At 49.3% G+C, this 12,565-nt stretch carries 11 protein-coding genes; 6 read left to right on the forward strand and 5 right to left on the reverse strand.

Going from position 1 to position 12,565, the window contains the following annotated elements; genetic code table 11:
* Window position 1: 1 nt before the first annotated feature.
* From M2418_RS12040 to M2418_RS12050, 3 genes are read left to right on the forward strand one after another with little or no spacing between them, the layout of a single operon-like run.
* Window positions 2–955, forward strand: coding sequence for a glycosyltransferase (locus M2418_RS12040; protein WP_259146770.1), 954 nt, complete (start codon window positions 2–4; stop codon window positions 953–955).
* Window positions 952–1,860: an alpha-1,2-fucosyltransferase gene (locus M2418_RS12045; protein ID WP_259146772.1), complete on the forward strand. Its 909-nt coding sequence runs from the start codon at window positions 952–954 to the stop codon at window positions 1,858–1,860. The genes M2418_RS12040 and M2418_RS12045 overlap by 4 nt, the downstream gene beginning before the upstream one ends.
* On the forward strand, window positions 1,857–2,912 hold the full coding sequence (locus tag M2418_RS12050) for a glycosyltransferase (protein ID WP_259146773.1): 1,056 nt from the start codon (window positions 1,857–1,859) through the stop codon (window positions 2,910–2,912). Before M2418_RS12045 ends, M2418_RS12050 begins: the two co-directional genes overlap by 4 nt.
* A 211-nt stretch (window positions 2,913–3,123) precedes the next feature.
* On the opposite strand, the gene M2418_RS12055 is transcribed toward M2418_RS12050, so the two are convergent.
* The 4 genes from M2418_RS12055 to M2418_RS12070 form a co-directional block, all read right to left on the reverse strand.
* On the reverse strand, window positions 3,124–4,599 hold the full coding sequence (locus M2418_RS12055) for a hypothetical protein (RefSeq protein ID WP_259146774.1): 1,476 nt from the start codon (window positions 4,597–4,599) through the stop codon (window positions 3,124–3,126).
* Between the two features lie 199 nt (window positions 4,600–4,798).
* Window positions 4,799–5,770, reverse strand: coding sequence for an NAD-dependent epimerase/dehydratase family protein (locus M2418_RS12060; RefSeq protein WP_310503194.1), 972 nt, complete (start codon window positions 5,768–5,770; stop codon window positions 4,799–4,801).
* A gap of 51 nt (window positions 5,771–5,821) precedes the next feature.
* The gene (locus M2418_RS12065) at window positions 5,822–6,388 is read right to left on the reverse strand and encodes a sugar transferase (RefSeq protein ID WP_192489270.1); all 567 of its coding nucleotides are present in this window, start codon (window positions 6,386–6,388) and stop codon (window positions 5,822–5,824) included.
* Window positions 6,389–6,506: 118 nt separating this feature from the next.
* Window positions 6,507–7,784: a nucleotide sugar dehydrogenase gene (locus M2418_RS12070; protein WP_259146775.1), complete on the reverse strand. Its 1,278-nt coding sequence runs from the start codon at window positions 7,782–7,784 to the stop codon at window positions 6,507–6,509.
* Between the two features lie 245 nt (window positions 7,785–8,029).
* Between M2418_RS12070 and M2418_RS12075 the strand changes: the two genes are divergently transcribed.
* The 3 genes from M2418_RS12075 (at window position 8,030) to M2418_RS12085 (ending at window position 11,772) form a co-directional block, all read left to right on the forward strand.
* On the forward strand, window positions 8,030–9,043 hold the full coding sequence (locus M2418_RS12075) for an NAD-dependent epimerase (RefSeq protein ID WP_259146776.1): 1,014 nt from the start codon (window positions 8,030–8,032) through the stop codon (window positions 9,041–9,043).
* A 144-nt stretch (window positions 9,044–9,187) separates the two neighbouring features.
* On the forward strand, window positions 9,188–9,814 hold the full coding sequence (locus tag M2418_RS12080; RefSeq protein WP_259146777.1) for a TetR/AcrR family transcriptional regulator: 627 nt from the start codon (window positions 9,188–9,190) through the stop codon (window positions 9,812–9,814).
* 218 nt (window positions 9,815–10,032) lie between these two features.
* Window positions 10,033–11,772 carry a chemotaxis protein gene (locus M2418_RS12085; RefSeq protein ID WP_259146778.1) on the forward strand — a complete coding sequence of 580 codons (1,740 nt, stop codon included), beginning with the start codon at window positions 10,033–10,035 and terminating at the stop codon, window positions 11,770–11,772.
* Window positions 11,773–11,796: 24 nt separating this feature from the next.
* Here M2418_RS12085 and M2418_RS12090 read toward each other — a convergent pair whose 3' ends face one another.
* Window positions 11,797–12,498 (reverse strand): ParA family protein, encoded by a 702-nt coding sequence (locus M2418_RS12090; RefSeq protein WP_250985195.1) that lies wholly within the window; start codon window positions 12,496–12,498, stop codon window positions 11,797–11,799.
* Between the last annotated feature and the right edge of the window lie 67 nt (window positions 12,499–12,565).

Here is a 12,565-nt window from a genome sequence, read left to right on the forward strand (position 1 = left end):
AATGAAAAGCATTGAAATCGACGTTGTTGTACCTGTTTTTAACGGTGAGCAGTATCTTGCGGATGCACTACGTTCGATTCAAAAGCAGACGTTGCCCGCTTCACGCATAATAGTGGCAGATGACGGATCATCGGATAGAACCGTCGATGTTGCAAAGTCGTTTATGGAATCGGATTCGCGCATAAGTTACTTAAAGTTGCCTCACAAAGGGGTTTCTGCAGCGAGAAATGCAGGAATATCGGCTTCCAAGGCACCTTTTATAGCTTTTCTTGACGCTGATGACATCTGGTTGCCTACAAAACTCGAATGTCAGGCTGAGGTGTTTGGGCGCGCTGCATCAGATGTTGGATTTGTACACTCGTCATATTTTTGTATAAACGCTGACGGTGAACTTGCGACCAATCAATATGTTGTGCCGCCCAAAAAAAGAGGCGATATTTTTCTACCTTTGTTGATTGAAAGCTATGTGTTGTCCGGCTCTGCGTCGAGTGTATTAGTGCGGAGGGACGTACTGGATTCTGCTGGTCACTTTGATGAGCAATTGTTTCATGGTGAAGACTGGGACCTCTGGATACGCTTAGCCAAAATCAGCAAGGTGGATTTTACGCCACAAGCTGTTGTCGGAATACGCATCCATAATGAAAGTGCACAACGCCGTGTTCAACGTGGGCGAGCTTTGAAATTTTTTCAGCAGCAAATGCGGGTATATTCGAAATGGGAGGCAGCCGTTAGAGCTGACAACCGTTTTGAGAGAAGTCTGCGGCGTGCAGCTATAGACGCTATCCTTCCGTCGATAAAAAAACCGTCAATTGTTCACGAGTTTTATCGAAGCTTCGCGACGAATGAGAATGCGTTGGTTCGCTCAATTTTCCCCAATCAACTCCATTTTTGGGCGGAAATTTGCTTTGGCATAATAAAGATTCTGGTGAAACGAATAAAAGGCAGATTTGCGTGAGCGATAGGTCAAGTGTGAATGGAGCAGTAGTAATTCGTCTTTTGGGCGGACTGGGCAACCAGATGTTCCAGTATGCGGCAGCGCTCGGGCTGTCGGAGCAGTTGAACCGAAAATTGTATTTGGATGTGTCCACTTTTGACGCTTACAAGACTTGGCCCTATCAGCTTGATGTACTGCAAGTGCCGCAAGATATATATTCCGGCCCGCCTGTGGCAGGGCCGGTTTCCTCGTCGCTTGTGTCTCGTATAGCACGTAGACTGAATGGAGATCGGGCTTTTCGTGACGGTGTTTATCGAGAGCAAAATTTTCATTACAATCCTATAAGTGCGGATCTCTCGAGTGATGAGATATTGCTTGATGGGTATTTTCAGAGCCCGCAATATTTCCTGGGTGCGGAGGATTTGCTCCGCGCACGGTTTCAACTGAAATCTCCGTTTACGGCGACGTCAGCTGGGTGGGCAGAAAAAATTTCTGCTTCTAACTGCAGTGTTTCTTTGCATGTTCGTCGTGGAGATTATCTCAGCGCCACAGCCTCTTCAGTGCATGCCGCATTAGGTCTTGGTTATTATCATCGGGCTATCGCACTTATGCAGGATTTGGTTGGGACCGACACCGACTTTTTCCTGTTTTCTGATGACCCTGATTATGCGACTGAAAATTTCGCAAAATCACCGCGTTTCCACGTGGTTCGGTCAGATCCATCTGCACCTTGGGAAGACATGTTTCTCATGGCGAACTGCAAACATAATATAATTGCAAACAGTTCATACTCCTGGTGGGCCGCCTGGCTTAACAACAGTCCAAAGCGAAGAGTTATCTCTCCCGCTCAATGGTTCACCTCAGAAAAGCTTGCAGGCTGCAATGTTCTTGACTTGTATCCCGCTGACTGGATTCTCCTGAAATGAGTGATGAGCCATTAATCAGTGTCATTTTACCTGTTTATAACGCTGAAAAGTACGTGCGCGAAGCTGTTGAAAGCTTGCTGGCGCAGACATTTTCAAATTTTGAGCTGATCGTCATCAATGATGGCTCAACAGATGGAAGCGGTGCCGTTTTACGTGAGTTGGCTGCTCGCGATACGCGTATTGTGCTCGTTGACCGATCAAATGGCGGGCTTGTTTCTGCTCTTAATGAAGGAATAAACCTCGCTCGTGCTGATCTTATTGCACGTATGGACGCCGATGATATCGCTATGCCAGAGCGCTTTTCAGAGCAATACCGCCGCATGTCCGAAGCGCCGCATCTTGGAGCCATTGGCAGCTTCATTCTTCTTATTGACGCCGATGGAGAGATTGTTCGTCAAGGCGATTATCCCGTATCTGAAGGCGATGTGGAAAATTTTCTAGAAGCCGGATGCCCATTCGCCCATCCAACTGTCATGATGAGAAAAGAGGCTGTGGTTGCCGCTGGCGGGTATCGCAGAGCATTTTCTCATGCAGAAGATTATGATCTTTGGTTGCGCATTCATGAACTTGGTTATGCGCTCAGTAACATTCCAAAGCCTCTGTTAAAATACCGAGTTCATGACACAAATGTCTCGCTTGTTCATCGTGAGCAACAAGAGCTGGCGACCATGATAGCCAAACTGTGTCATCGAATGCGCGTAGCAAAATTACCTGATCCCTCTCAAGATATTGAATCGATAGGTCCCGGACTTATTGAGATGATACCTATTGAAATGCGGAGGGACCTTGAAGCTTCTCTCTTTGTTATTCGCTATGCGCGCATCTCTCTGGGTCAGGTTGTCGAGCTAAAAAATGCGTGGCAAGACTATCGGCAGTTAGACGTGAAAACTCGTGCCGAGCCACTTATGGCTGATTTTCTTCTCAGGTTATTTAATGGTGCAGTGCGCAGGTTTTTGATCGTCTTAGCGTGTCATGCGCTGTTTTCTGCAGTACGAGTCGATCCAATGAGAACGTTTCGGATGCTGCTGCGAAAGGCAAAGCTTAGGTTTTGATGATCTATACTTGACTATCGCAAGCGGGTCATCACGTTGTTTATCTCGCAATAATTAAAGGCCGGCAAAGCTTCAAGCTTTGTCGGCCTCTTTGTAAAACCGGATTTTCTGGTTCTAGACCCGATATTCAGAACTATACCTGCGGCATGCATAGTGACGATGGCAATGTGCCGGTCATGAATATGCGCAACAAACTGATTTAAATGTTACGTCACATGATGCCTTTCCACCTGCGGTACATCTGACGTAGGGCCTGAAATGCACTTGTCGGCAGAATTCGTTTAAGCAATTTTGCGGTCTCGGCAGGCATTATCTGAAGCAGATATGAGATCTCGCGTTTCAGACGCTTTCGCTTCGTCGCAAAACGATCTCTGAAAGAAATCTTATAGCGTGCTTCCAAGATTAGGCGACAGTCTTCGATGTCTTTTTCAGCCCATCTGTGCCGTTTGAAAAACATAACAGTATCCAGGGCCATGAATTTAACCCCTTTGTAAACAAAGTGGTGGGCTGGATTTGCGACAAGTTCATCTACTGGTATTGGGAATTTTAGATATTCTTCGTTGTGCCACGATATTCGGCTATCGTCCGCGAGCTTAGTCGTACGTACTTCTGGAGTGATGTAGTCCAAATCTCGACAGTCCCTGATGCCGAACGCGGCCATGACGGCACTCGAATCTATGCAATAATTTCCTGGCGATTTATCGCTGGTTATCCTTGATCTAAAATCATCAAGAAGTTCGCGAAAACGTGGCGGCTGAACAGTCGGTCTCAAATTCAAATATTGAATGCCATTTGGATTTAATAGGCAGTCAGCGATCCAGCGTGTTTCTTGATGTGTATCATTGGCGTGGATGAAGTGTATCGCAGGAAAAATCTCTCTTGCGCGTTCTTTGACTGTGCGTGAGGTTTGTCCTGCATTGGCCTTGAAGAAAACAGCGGTAATTGATCCACCTTGAGGAAATCGTAAATTTACAAAGTCTTCAAGCAACTCTGTTTTCCACCAAGGCTCATGGCCGTAAAGCAGCTCGATCACATTCTTTCGACCTTGATCACTTAAAGCCACATCTTTTGTGTATATGATCTTCGCAAATTCACCGATCCGATGAACCGCGGCGTCTTGAAGATTAAGTTGCGATGGAAACAGAATCGCTGTGAATGTTTCTTCGTCTAATGAAATGAATTCATTGACAAGTTGCTCGACAATATTGGGAGAAATTCCAATTCGCAAAAGGGCATCGGCTGAATGTACCTGTTTTTGTCCTTTTAATTGCACAGCTTCGACAGTTCCGTCGTGATAGAGTGCGACAGACAGACGATGGGCACCATCGATAACCGCTCCGTCAACATGAGGGAGCAGCCCCTTGTTGAAGTTCCATCCCTCCACAGCCACGCTATCAGATAATTTAGAGAATGATCTCAAGTAATCGCTAAACGAGCTCTTCGTTTTGTCGCCGTCAATAAAATCTGCATTACATGTTTCAAGGTAGTGCCGGTAAATACTGGTGCCCCAACCTACGCCCCAACCTAAATTTCGCTGCTTGACAAAAATATAGCGGGCAAGAACATCAAGGCGATCGGGAGACAACAATGTACGGGCTGGAACGGATACAATTTTCTCGTCAGCACTGAGGTCATAATAATTCCAGACGTTTGCCTCGATGCCTTCGATAATTTTGTCTGCCGTCATTGTGTGTTGCCCCATGCAATTGTTACTGGGGTAATTGTGTACGCTATGTGACAAGCTTTGTAAAAAAAGCTTGATTAACGATTATACGTGAGCGTTCGTATTCTTGTGGAAATCTGAAATTTTGGGAGGGGCGCGTTTTATAGGCCTCCATACTACCGCGCAGCGCAACTTGGCGAGCTATTTGTGAATCACAATCAAATTACGGCCTCGTAAGCTTACGCAAGCTCTCGCCTACCGAAAAGGGAGGTGCCCATCCTAGGAACTTTCTCGTCATTGACATGTCGATCTCAAGGTTTTCTGTCAACCTTGCAATCATGTCCTTGCGACCGACAAGTGCTCCAAGCCCTCGTAAAATGAACGGGGGGAGTGGTATGCTTTTATGCGTGCGGCCAAGCTCTGTGGTCAATCTGGTTAAAAGTTCATGGGTTGAAAGATCTTCGCCATCGCTCACCAGAAATACCGAATTTGATGCGTTCGGGTGATCCAGAACCGTTATGAGAAAATCACAAAGATTATCGACGGAGATGAAGGAACGTTTGTTGTCTACCTTGGAAAAAATCGATGGCCCGCCTTTACGTGCCCATTTGATCAAGGTTTGAAAATTACCTTTAACGCCGGGGCCATAGACGAGTGGGGGACGAACGATTGTAATGCCCATTCCCGTTTTCGCGCCTAGTTCAATGAGTGCTTCCTCGGCTTCTGCTTTTGAGATGCCATATGGATCCAGTGGGCCTCGCGGGTCAGTTGCGCGAAATGGTTTTCCGGGCGGTGTGCACTCACCATTCACCTTGATGGAACTCACGAATACAAAACGTCGAACGCCGGCTTCTGCAGCCTGTTTCGCCAAATTAATTGTCGATAAAACGTTTGCTTCACGAAATCGCTTGATTGGATCTACGTCGGTCTCTCTCATCACGTGAACGCGGGCGGCTAAATGTACGATAGTCTCGACATCCTCGAGATAAGGATGCCAGCTCATGTCGGAACTGTAAGAGGGGATCGTTACCAAGTTAGGCGCACTTCCTCTCGTAAGTCCCCTAAACGGCATGTTACGTCGCGCCATCTCGGTAACTAGGTGGGAACCCACAAATCCAGACGCTCCAGTGACCAATGTCGTCTTCAACAAAAATACTCCATCAATCAATTCAAGTGTGCTGACTACCTTTCTCAAAGAAAAGGCAAAATTCTTAGTGGCGACGACTTGGCGTCAAAAACTGAAGTTCTAGTGCTTAACGCCTCTGGCTCCGATAACGCTCACGGCGGTCATAATCAAAATGCGCATATCGAGAAGGAAGCTATGTCGTGCCAGGTAGTGGGCATCCAAGGCGACTTTTTCTGGAATCGCCAATTCATCTCGACCGTTGATTTGTGCCCAGCCCGTCAGCCCTGGCGGAAGTGAATGGACATTGCACAAGGTCCGCGCTTCAATCAGGTCGTATTGATTATAAAGAGCGGGCCGCGGCCCCACGAAACTCATCTCGCCATTCAGTATGCACCAGAGCTGGGGTAGTTCGTCGAGACTGGTCTTGCGCAAGAAGCTGCCAATTGGCGTTAAATGCTTCGCTGGGTCATTTAAGAGATGTGTTGCGACGACTGGGGTATCCACAGCCATCGTTCGAAACTTTGGCATATCGAACAATTGATTGCCTCTACCAACGCGTTTCGACCAGTAAAGAGCCGGACCCTTCGAGGTAAGCCTCACGGCAATGCCGACCATGATCATGGGCACGGCGAGAATTATCGCTGCTAGTATCACGAGAACTAGATCGGTTATGCGTTTCGCCGTCATTTTCAGAGCTCTGAGTTATAATATTGTTATCTCATAGAGTGGAGATAGGCGATGTATTTCGAAACGGCCAGCCTAGCAACCTCGATATCTTAATGGCCGGAAGAGTACCCAAAAACCGTTACAGTCTCCAATCGGTTGTTTCCTTGGCGAATATGGATTTCACGTCCAGCAATGCGCCATTTTCCTTTGCAAGGTTGCGCAATGCGTCTGTGCCCATTTCCTTGAATTGGCTGTGGCCAACAGCGACGATAACAGCACTGTAATCGTCAGTTTCTGGTAATGCTGTCAGGCATTTCAAGCCGTACTCACGGTCGGCGTCCTCAACATTTATGCAAGGGTCGTAAATATCGACCTCAAGATTATATTCTTTGAGGGAGTGAATGATGTCGACAACTTTGGTGTTGCGTAGATCCGGGCAATCTTCCTTGAATGTCAGCCCGAGCACGAGTACCCGCGCATTGTTAAGCGGTAAATCACGTTGCAAAATAAGCTTTACCGTCTTTTCTGCAACAAATGCGCCTATGCTGTCATTGATGCGGCGCCCGGCTAGGATGACAGCTGGATGATAACCGATCTGTTGAGCCTTGTGTGTGAGGTAGTAGGGATCAACACCAATGCAGTGGCCGCCAACGAGACCGGGTCTGAACGGTAAGAAGTTCCATTTCGTACCGGCGGCTTCAAGCACGTCCATCGTGTCAATTTCCAGCCTCTGAAAGATCAGGCTCAATTCATTCATCAAAGCGATGTTGACGTCTCGCTGGGTGTTTTCAATCACTTTGGCGGCTTCGGCAACACGAATGGAACTGGCCTTGTGGGTGCCAGCCAGAATGATCTGTTTATACAGGCTATCAACAAGGTCAGCGGTTTCGGGCGTGCTGCCACTCGTGACCTTTACGATGTTCTCCAAACGGTGGACCTTATCCCCTGGATTGATACGTTCCGGGCTGTAACCGCAGAAAAAATCTCGGTTGTAGACCAAGCCAGACTCCGCTTCCAGGATAGGTACACAGACTTCTTCCGTCGCGCCCGGATAGACCGTGGATTCGAAAATGACGACATCGTTTTTTTTCAGCACTCGTCCCACTGTTTCGCTTGCCTTAACAAGCGGTGTCATGTCCGGGCGATTTGCCTCATCTACGGGTGTCGGAACTGTTACGATAAAGATGGAGGCGGTTAATAACTGCGCCGAATCCGCCGTGAACGATATGTTGGTGCTGGCTTTCAACTCATCTGGCGTCAGTTCTTGAGTACGGTCGTGTCCCGACGAAAGTTCCGTTATTCGCGTTGGGTTGATATCGAAGCCGATTGTTTCTCTAACGCGACCTAATGCTGCTGCGAGAGGAAGTCCGACATAGCCAAGGCCAATAACGGCTACAGTTCGATTTTCCAACGTCATTATCTCACCTTTCAGAATGATATGAGCAGCTTCTTCGTAACGCTTGAAGGTATGTGCGATTAGCAAAGTGCACGTGGTTTTTCTATGGTGGATTGTCGTTTTAAACTGCACTATCTGAATGTTGATCGTCTTTAAGCGTAAAACGAATTGACGATTTATCGATTGTGTTGGAAACGCTTGGTGTTCCGTTGCCGAGGCGACGAGTCACACATTACTGAACTAAACTGCGAGTTGGAGCGTCTGTCGTGAAAATACTGCTTACTGGTGCGGCGGGATTTATCGGGATGCACACGAGCATTCGTTTGCTTGAGCGTGGCGATACGGTCATCGGTGTGGACAACTTGAACGACTATTACGATGTCGCTTTAAAAGAAGCGCGTTTGGCACGGTTGAAAGAGTATCCGAATTTCATTTTTTCCAAGCTGAGTGTCGAAGACACGGATGGTGTTGCCGGCATCTTCAAACAACACCGTCCGCAGCGCGTCATTCATCTGGCAGCACAGGCCGGTGTTCGGTATTCTTTAGAAAATCCGTACGCTTATATCGATTCCAACATTCAGGGTTTCCTGAATATTCTTGAGGGTTGTCGGCATAACGGTGTTGAAAGTCTGGCCTATGCAAGTTCGTCCTCGGTGTATGGTGGAAACACCGCTTTGCCGTTCAGCGAACATCACAATATCGACCACCCGATAAGTCTTTACGCTGCCACAAAAAAGGCAAATGAACTCATGGCTCACACATACAGCCATCTGTTCAATCTACCGACGACAGGTTTGCGCTTTTTCACGGTCTATGGTCCGTGGGGACGCCCGGATATGGCGCTGTTTCTGTTCATTAAAGCAATATTGGACGGTAAGCCGATCAATGTCTTCAACCACGGGCAAATGGTCCGTGATTTCACCTATATCGATGACATTGTCGAAGGTGTTGTGCGAATAAATGATCGACCTGCCGAGGCCGACCCTAATTTTGATCCGGCCAATCCTGATCCCTCAACCAGCAACGTGCCGTATCGTGTATTCAATATAGGCAACAATCAGCCAACCCATCTCATGGACTACATCGGCGCGCTAGAGGATGCCCTAGGCATGAAGGCTGAAAAAAACTATCTGCCGATGCAGATGGGTGATGTGCCGGCAACCGCGGCTGATACCGATGAACTTGAACGTTGGGTCGGTTTTAATCCAGACACGCCGGTCAAGGTTGGGGTCGCGCGATTTGTCGAGTGGTATAAGTCTTACTACTCCACAAAGTCGTGATGCCTTTTCTCGTCTTCCTCAAGTCTCCTGGCATGAGCTGTCTTTGGATCGTCAAAAAATCACGACACCTCTATTCGTGCCGTTGAATTTGTGCGCAATGTTCGAAACCTGATGATCTGCAGGCTATGTCGAGGAAGAGTTTAGATGGCAGCCCGAAACAAGGTTTTGCGTAGAGGGGAAAATGAGAGTGATCACGGCGTTGTGCAAAGCAGCGCAAAACTCACCGACCGCCATCTCGAGGTGCTAGAAGCAGCAGGTGCGCTGTTTGCCGAGCGTGGATTTGCGGCGACGTCGATCCGTGACATCGGCGAAAAGGTCGGGCTGCTCGGCGGGTCGCTTTACCATTACATCAAGTCCAAGGAAGCCCTGTTTGTCAAAGTCCATGATATGGCCTTGCAAATGGGTGAGGACCGTATTCGCGCCGCCATCGAAGGCGTTGAAGACCCCTGGAGGCGGCTGGAAGTCGCATGTGTCACCATGCTGGATATCCAGCTTGATCCGAACTCGCTGACCCTGCCCCTGATGAATGATTTTCAGTCAGTGCCACCTCCCGTCCGTGAAAAACTGATCCTGAAGCGTGACGCCTTTGAGGCGCTGTTTACAGATCTTGTCAACGCGCTGCCGCTTGATCCAGTACTTGATCGAAGCGTTTATCGCCTGTTGTTGTTGACGCTGCTGAATAAGGTGGCTGGCTGGTATCGGGCAGGTAGGCTGTCACCTGAGGATATCGCGAGACAAATTGTAGCGATATTCCATCATCCGGCGAAGTAAGCATCAACTAACTCGATTGTTTTGGGAATTCGGCGGTGCAATCGACCTCAGACATAATGCATAAGCGATACTGTGACAGATCCATTGCAATTTTAGTGATATGTGACGCAGTTCATTAACCTTCAAATTGTTCTGTTTTAGAACAGGCGCCCGAATTTACCTGTCATTTCCATATTCCACCTAGCTTGCCTTCAAACAGGGCGGTTGGGAAAAGAATAGTGAACGCACAACGTAAACTCACAACCAATATAATTGATCATCGGGCAGATTTGACGACAGGCTTGTCGGTTGCGCATGCTCGCATCGAAAAGACCTTTCTGGATGGCGGCGCGGTTCTGGTTTCCGTCATGGAAATTCTGAGTGATCTGATTGCAATTCTCGACCGCATGGCCGGTACGATGGATGGCGGCACTGCCGATGCGGCGATTGCCGGCATGCGCAAGACGATTGAAGATCTTGCCCGTCTGCCTGATACTGAGCAGCAACGGCAGGTGGCGTTTGAAGCCATGGCGGAATTCTGCAAGTCGACGGACAATCATCTCGATGATATCAGAGAGACAATCCGCTATCTCAAGACATTTGCCATCACGGTGAAGATTACCGGCGCGGGTATTGCCGAATTTTCTTCCTTTGCTGACGAAATCCGTGAGCGCATTCAGTTTGGTGCTGATGAAGTCGGCAAGTTTGGTACCTATCTTGAAACCATGCGCCAGCAGCTTGGCAAGGCGCGCAATTTCTCGGCAACGATCCTGAAGGATTTTCAGGCAACCATCCCAGAAATCATTGAAGGCTTGAAGCGCAATTCAGCGCTGGTGGGCGAACAGCATCGCGAAATGAAGCAGATGGCTGCGCAGGTCAAATCCATCGCGCAGGGCGTTCAGGGCAAGATTGCCTCGGCACTTTCATCTTTGCAGATCGGCGACATCACACGCCAGCGCATCGAGCATGTTCAGTCGACCATGCAGATGCTGGATGAATACATGAATTCTGATGAGGGCAGGGAGCTCTCTCAGGATGAAGCCGATACGTTGAAAGAAGCTGTTGCGGTTCTCGTGAATGCACAGTTGGAGGAAACCACGACAGATCTGCAGCGCGACTGCCGCAAGATTTTCGCAGGTATTTCCAGCTTCGCCGATGACGCTGCACGTATTCTGTCCCTGCGCGATAACCTCGTCGAGAACACGCGCCAGGGCGGCGGCGGTGCCTTGCAGCTTATGGAGCGTGATATCTCCAAGGCTTGTCAGCTGGCAGAACGTGTGCAGGGTAGCAGTACGGATGCCGATGCTGTTGTGAGTACGGTCACTCAGACTGCGGACGACCTGCTCCGAGGCATGGGGGTACTGCGTTCCATCAAGACAGAAATTCACTACATGGCTTTGAACTCCAACCTTCGTTGCTCCAAACTGGGTGATGAAGGACGTTCCGTGAATGTAGTGAGCGCTGAATTGCGGGTATTCGCTGAGAAGCTGGAAAGTCCTGCAGATGCGATCGTGTCCGACCTGCAGCAGATCGAAACGGCAATCGGCAAACTTGGTCTCCATGAAGCCAATGCTTCCAATGACCTCAGCCAGCCTCTGCGCGACGCACTTGCTGCCGTCACCGGTGCCAAAACTGAAATGGAAGCTGGCATGGAGGATCTGGCGCGCGAAGGTCAGGCCGTGTTCAGCCGTATCAGCTCGGCGGTCGTGAAACTCGATTTTGAAAACGAGCTTGGCAACGTCCTGGATGAGTGCTGCGGACTATCCGCCAGCGTCCTGAACGGTGGTTCGATTGATGTCGCGTCAATCGGTGAAAAAATCCAGCCCTTCTCGAACCGGATTTACAAACTTTACACCATGGCGCAAGAACGTGACATTCACACCCAGTATTTCCCGGTTGAGCTGGCTCCCGCCAAGGAGAAGGTCACCTCGTCATCCGTAGACCACGATGACGATCTGTTCGCTGACGCTTTGTTTTAAGCCGGTGATGCTGCCTGAACTTGTTCAGGCAGCGCGCATCATGTCCGACTTGCGCTTGGCTGTTGAGGCCGGAAGCAGACGCAGAATTTCGTCTGCAAAACATCCGGCGTTGTGAATGGCCTTGTCCAGGTTGCTCACCTGCGCCGGGTTCATCATGTGCAGATAACCGTTAAATTCGAACATGTCGCGGAATGCAGAGCGTTCAATGATCGGTGTATCCAGAACATGTACATTACGCGAGGCCAGCAGTTGACGTGCAGCCTGCAAGGCGCGTGTGGTGACCAGTGAATTGACGCGCGTCAGCACAACAGAGTGCGGAATGCTGATATTGGCCTTCTCATAGAGATAACGCAACAGTTCCAGCACCTGGGCACCACCTTGCGCGTCCATCGTGCTTCCCTGCACGGGGATCATGACGTGATCTGACAGACCGATTGCTGTGGCCAGCAAAGGTGATTGTGCGCCTGGCAGGTCGATGATGACGTGATCGAAGGCCTTGCGGCTGTCCAGCACATGCTGCTGCAAGTTGGATGCGGTGACATAGGTGATGACTGTAAAGCTGACCCGGTAATCAGCGGCATCGCGCCACCGTGAGATCCAGCGCTGTGGATCGGTATCAATCACACATACGCGCAGGCCCCGACGGGCAAGTTCAGTCGCCAGCAACAGGACTGCGGTTGTTTTGCCCGCGCCGCCCTTGGTGTTTGCAAACGTGATGACTGACATGGCCGCAGATCCGAAATTTTGACAGAGACGTTCATGCCTCACAGGACGCACCGGGTCGCATGGTGGT

Source organism: Rhizobium sp. BIGb0125 (assembly GCF_024810055.1).
In the GTDB taxonomy this organism is placed as follows: Bacteria; Pseudomonadota; Alphaproteobacteria; order Rhizobiales; family Rhizobiaceae; genus Agrobacterium.

Excerpts from the sequence above, each read along its gene's own strand:
- M2418_RS12090 (WP_250985195.1), bottom strand. The coding sequence starts at position 12,498 with ATGTCAGTCATCACGTTTGCAAACACCAAGGGCGGCGCGGGCAAAACA.
- M2418_RS12080 (WP_259146777.1), top strand. The coding sequence starts at position 9,188 with ATGGCAGCCCGAAACAAGGTTTTGCGTAGAGGGGAAAATGAGAGTGAT.
- M2418_RS12065 (WP_192489270.1), bottom strand. The coding sequence starts at position 6,388 with ATGACGGCGAAACGCATAACCGATCTAGTTCTCGTGATACTAGCAGCG.
- M2418_RS12050 (WP_259146773.1), top strand. The coding sequence starts at position 1,857 with ATGAGTGATGAGCCATTAATCAGTGTCATTTTACCTGTTTATAACGCT.
- M2418_RS12040 (WP_259146770.1), top strand. The coding sequence starts at position 2 with ATGAAAAGCATTGAAATCGACGTTGTTGTACCTGTTTTTAACGGTGAG.
- M2418_RS12070 (WP_259146775.1), bottom strand. The coding sequence starts at position 7,784 with ATGACGTTGGAAAATCGAACTGTAGCCGTTATTGGCCTTGGCTATGTC.
- M2418_RS12055 (WP_259146774.1), bottom strand. The coding sequence starts at position 4,599 with ATGACGGCAGACAAAATTATCGAAGGCATCGAGGCAAACGTCTGGAAT.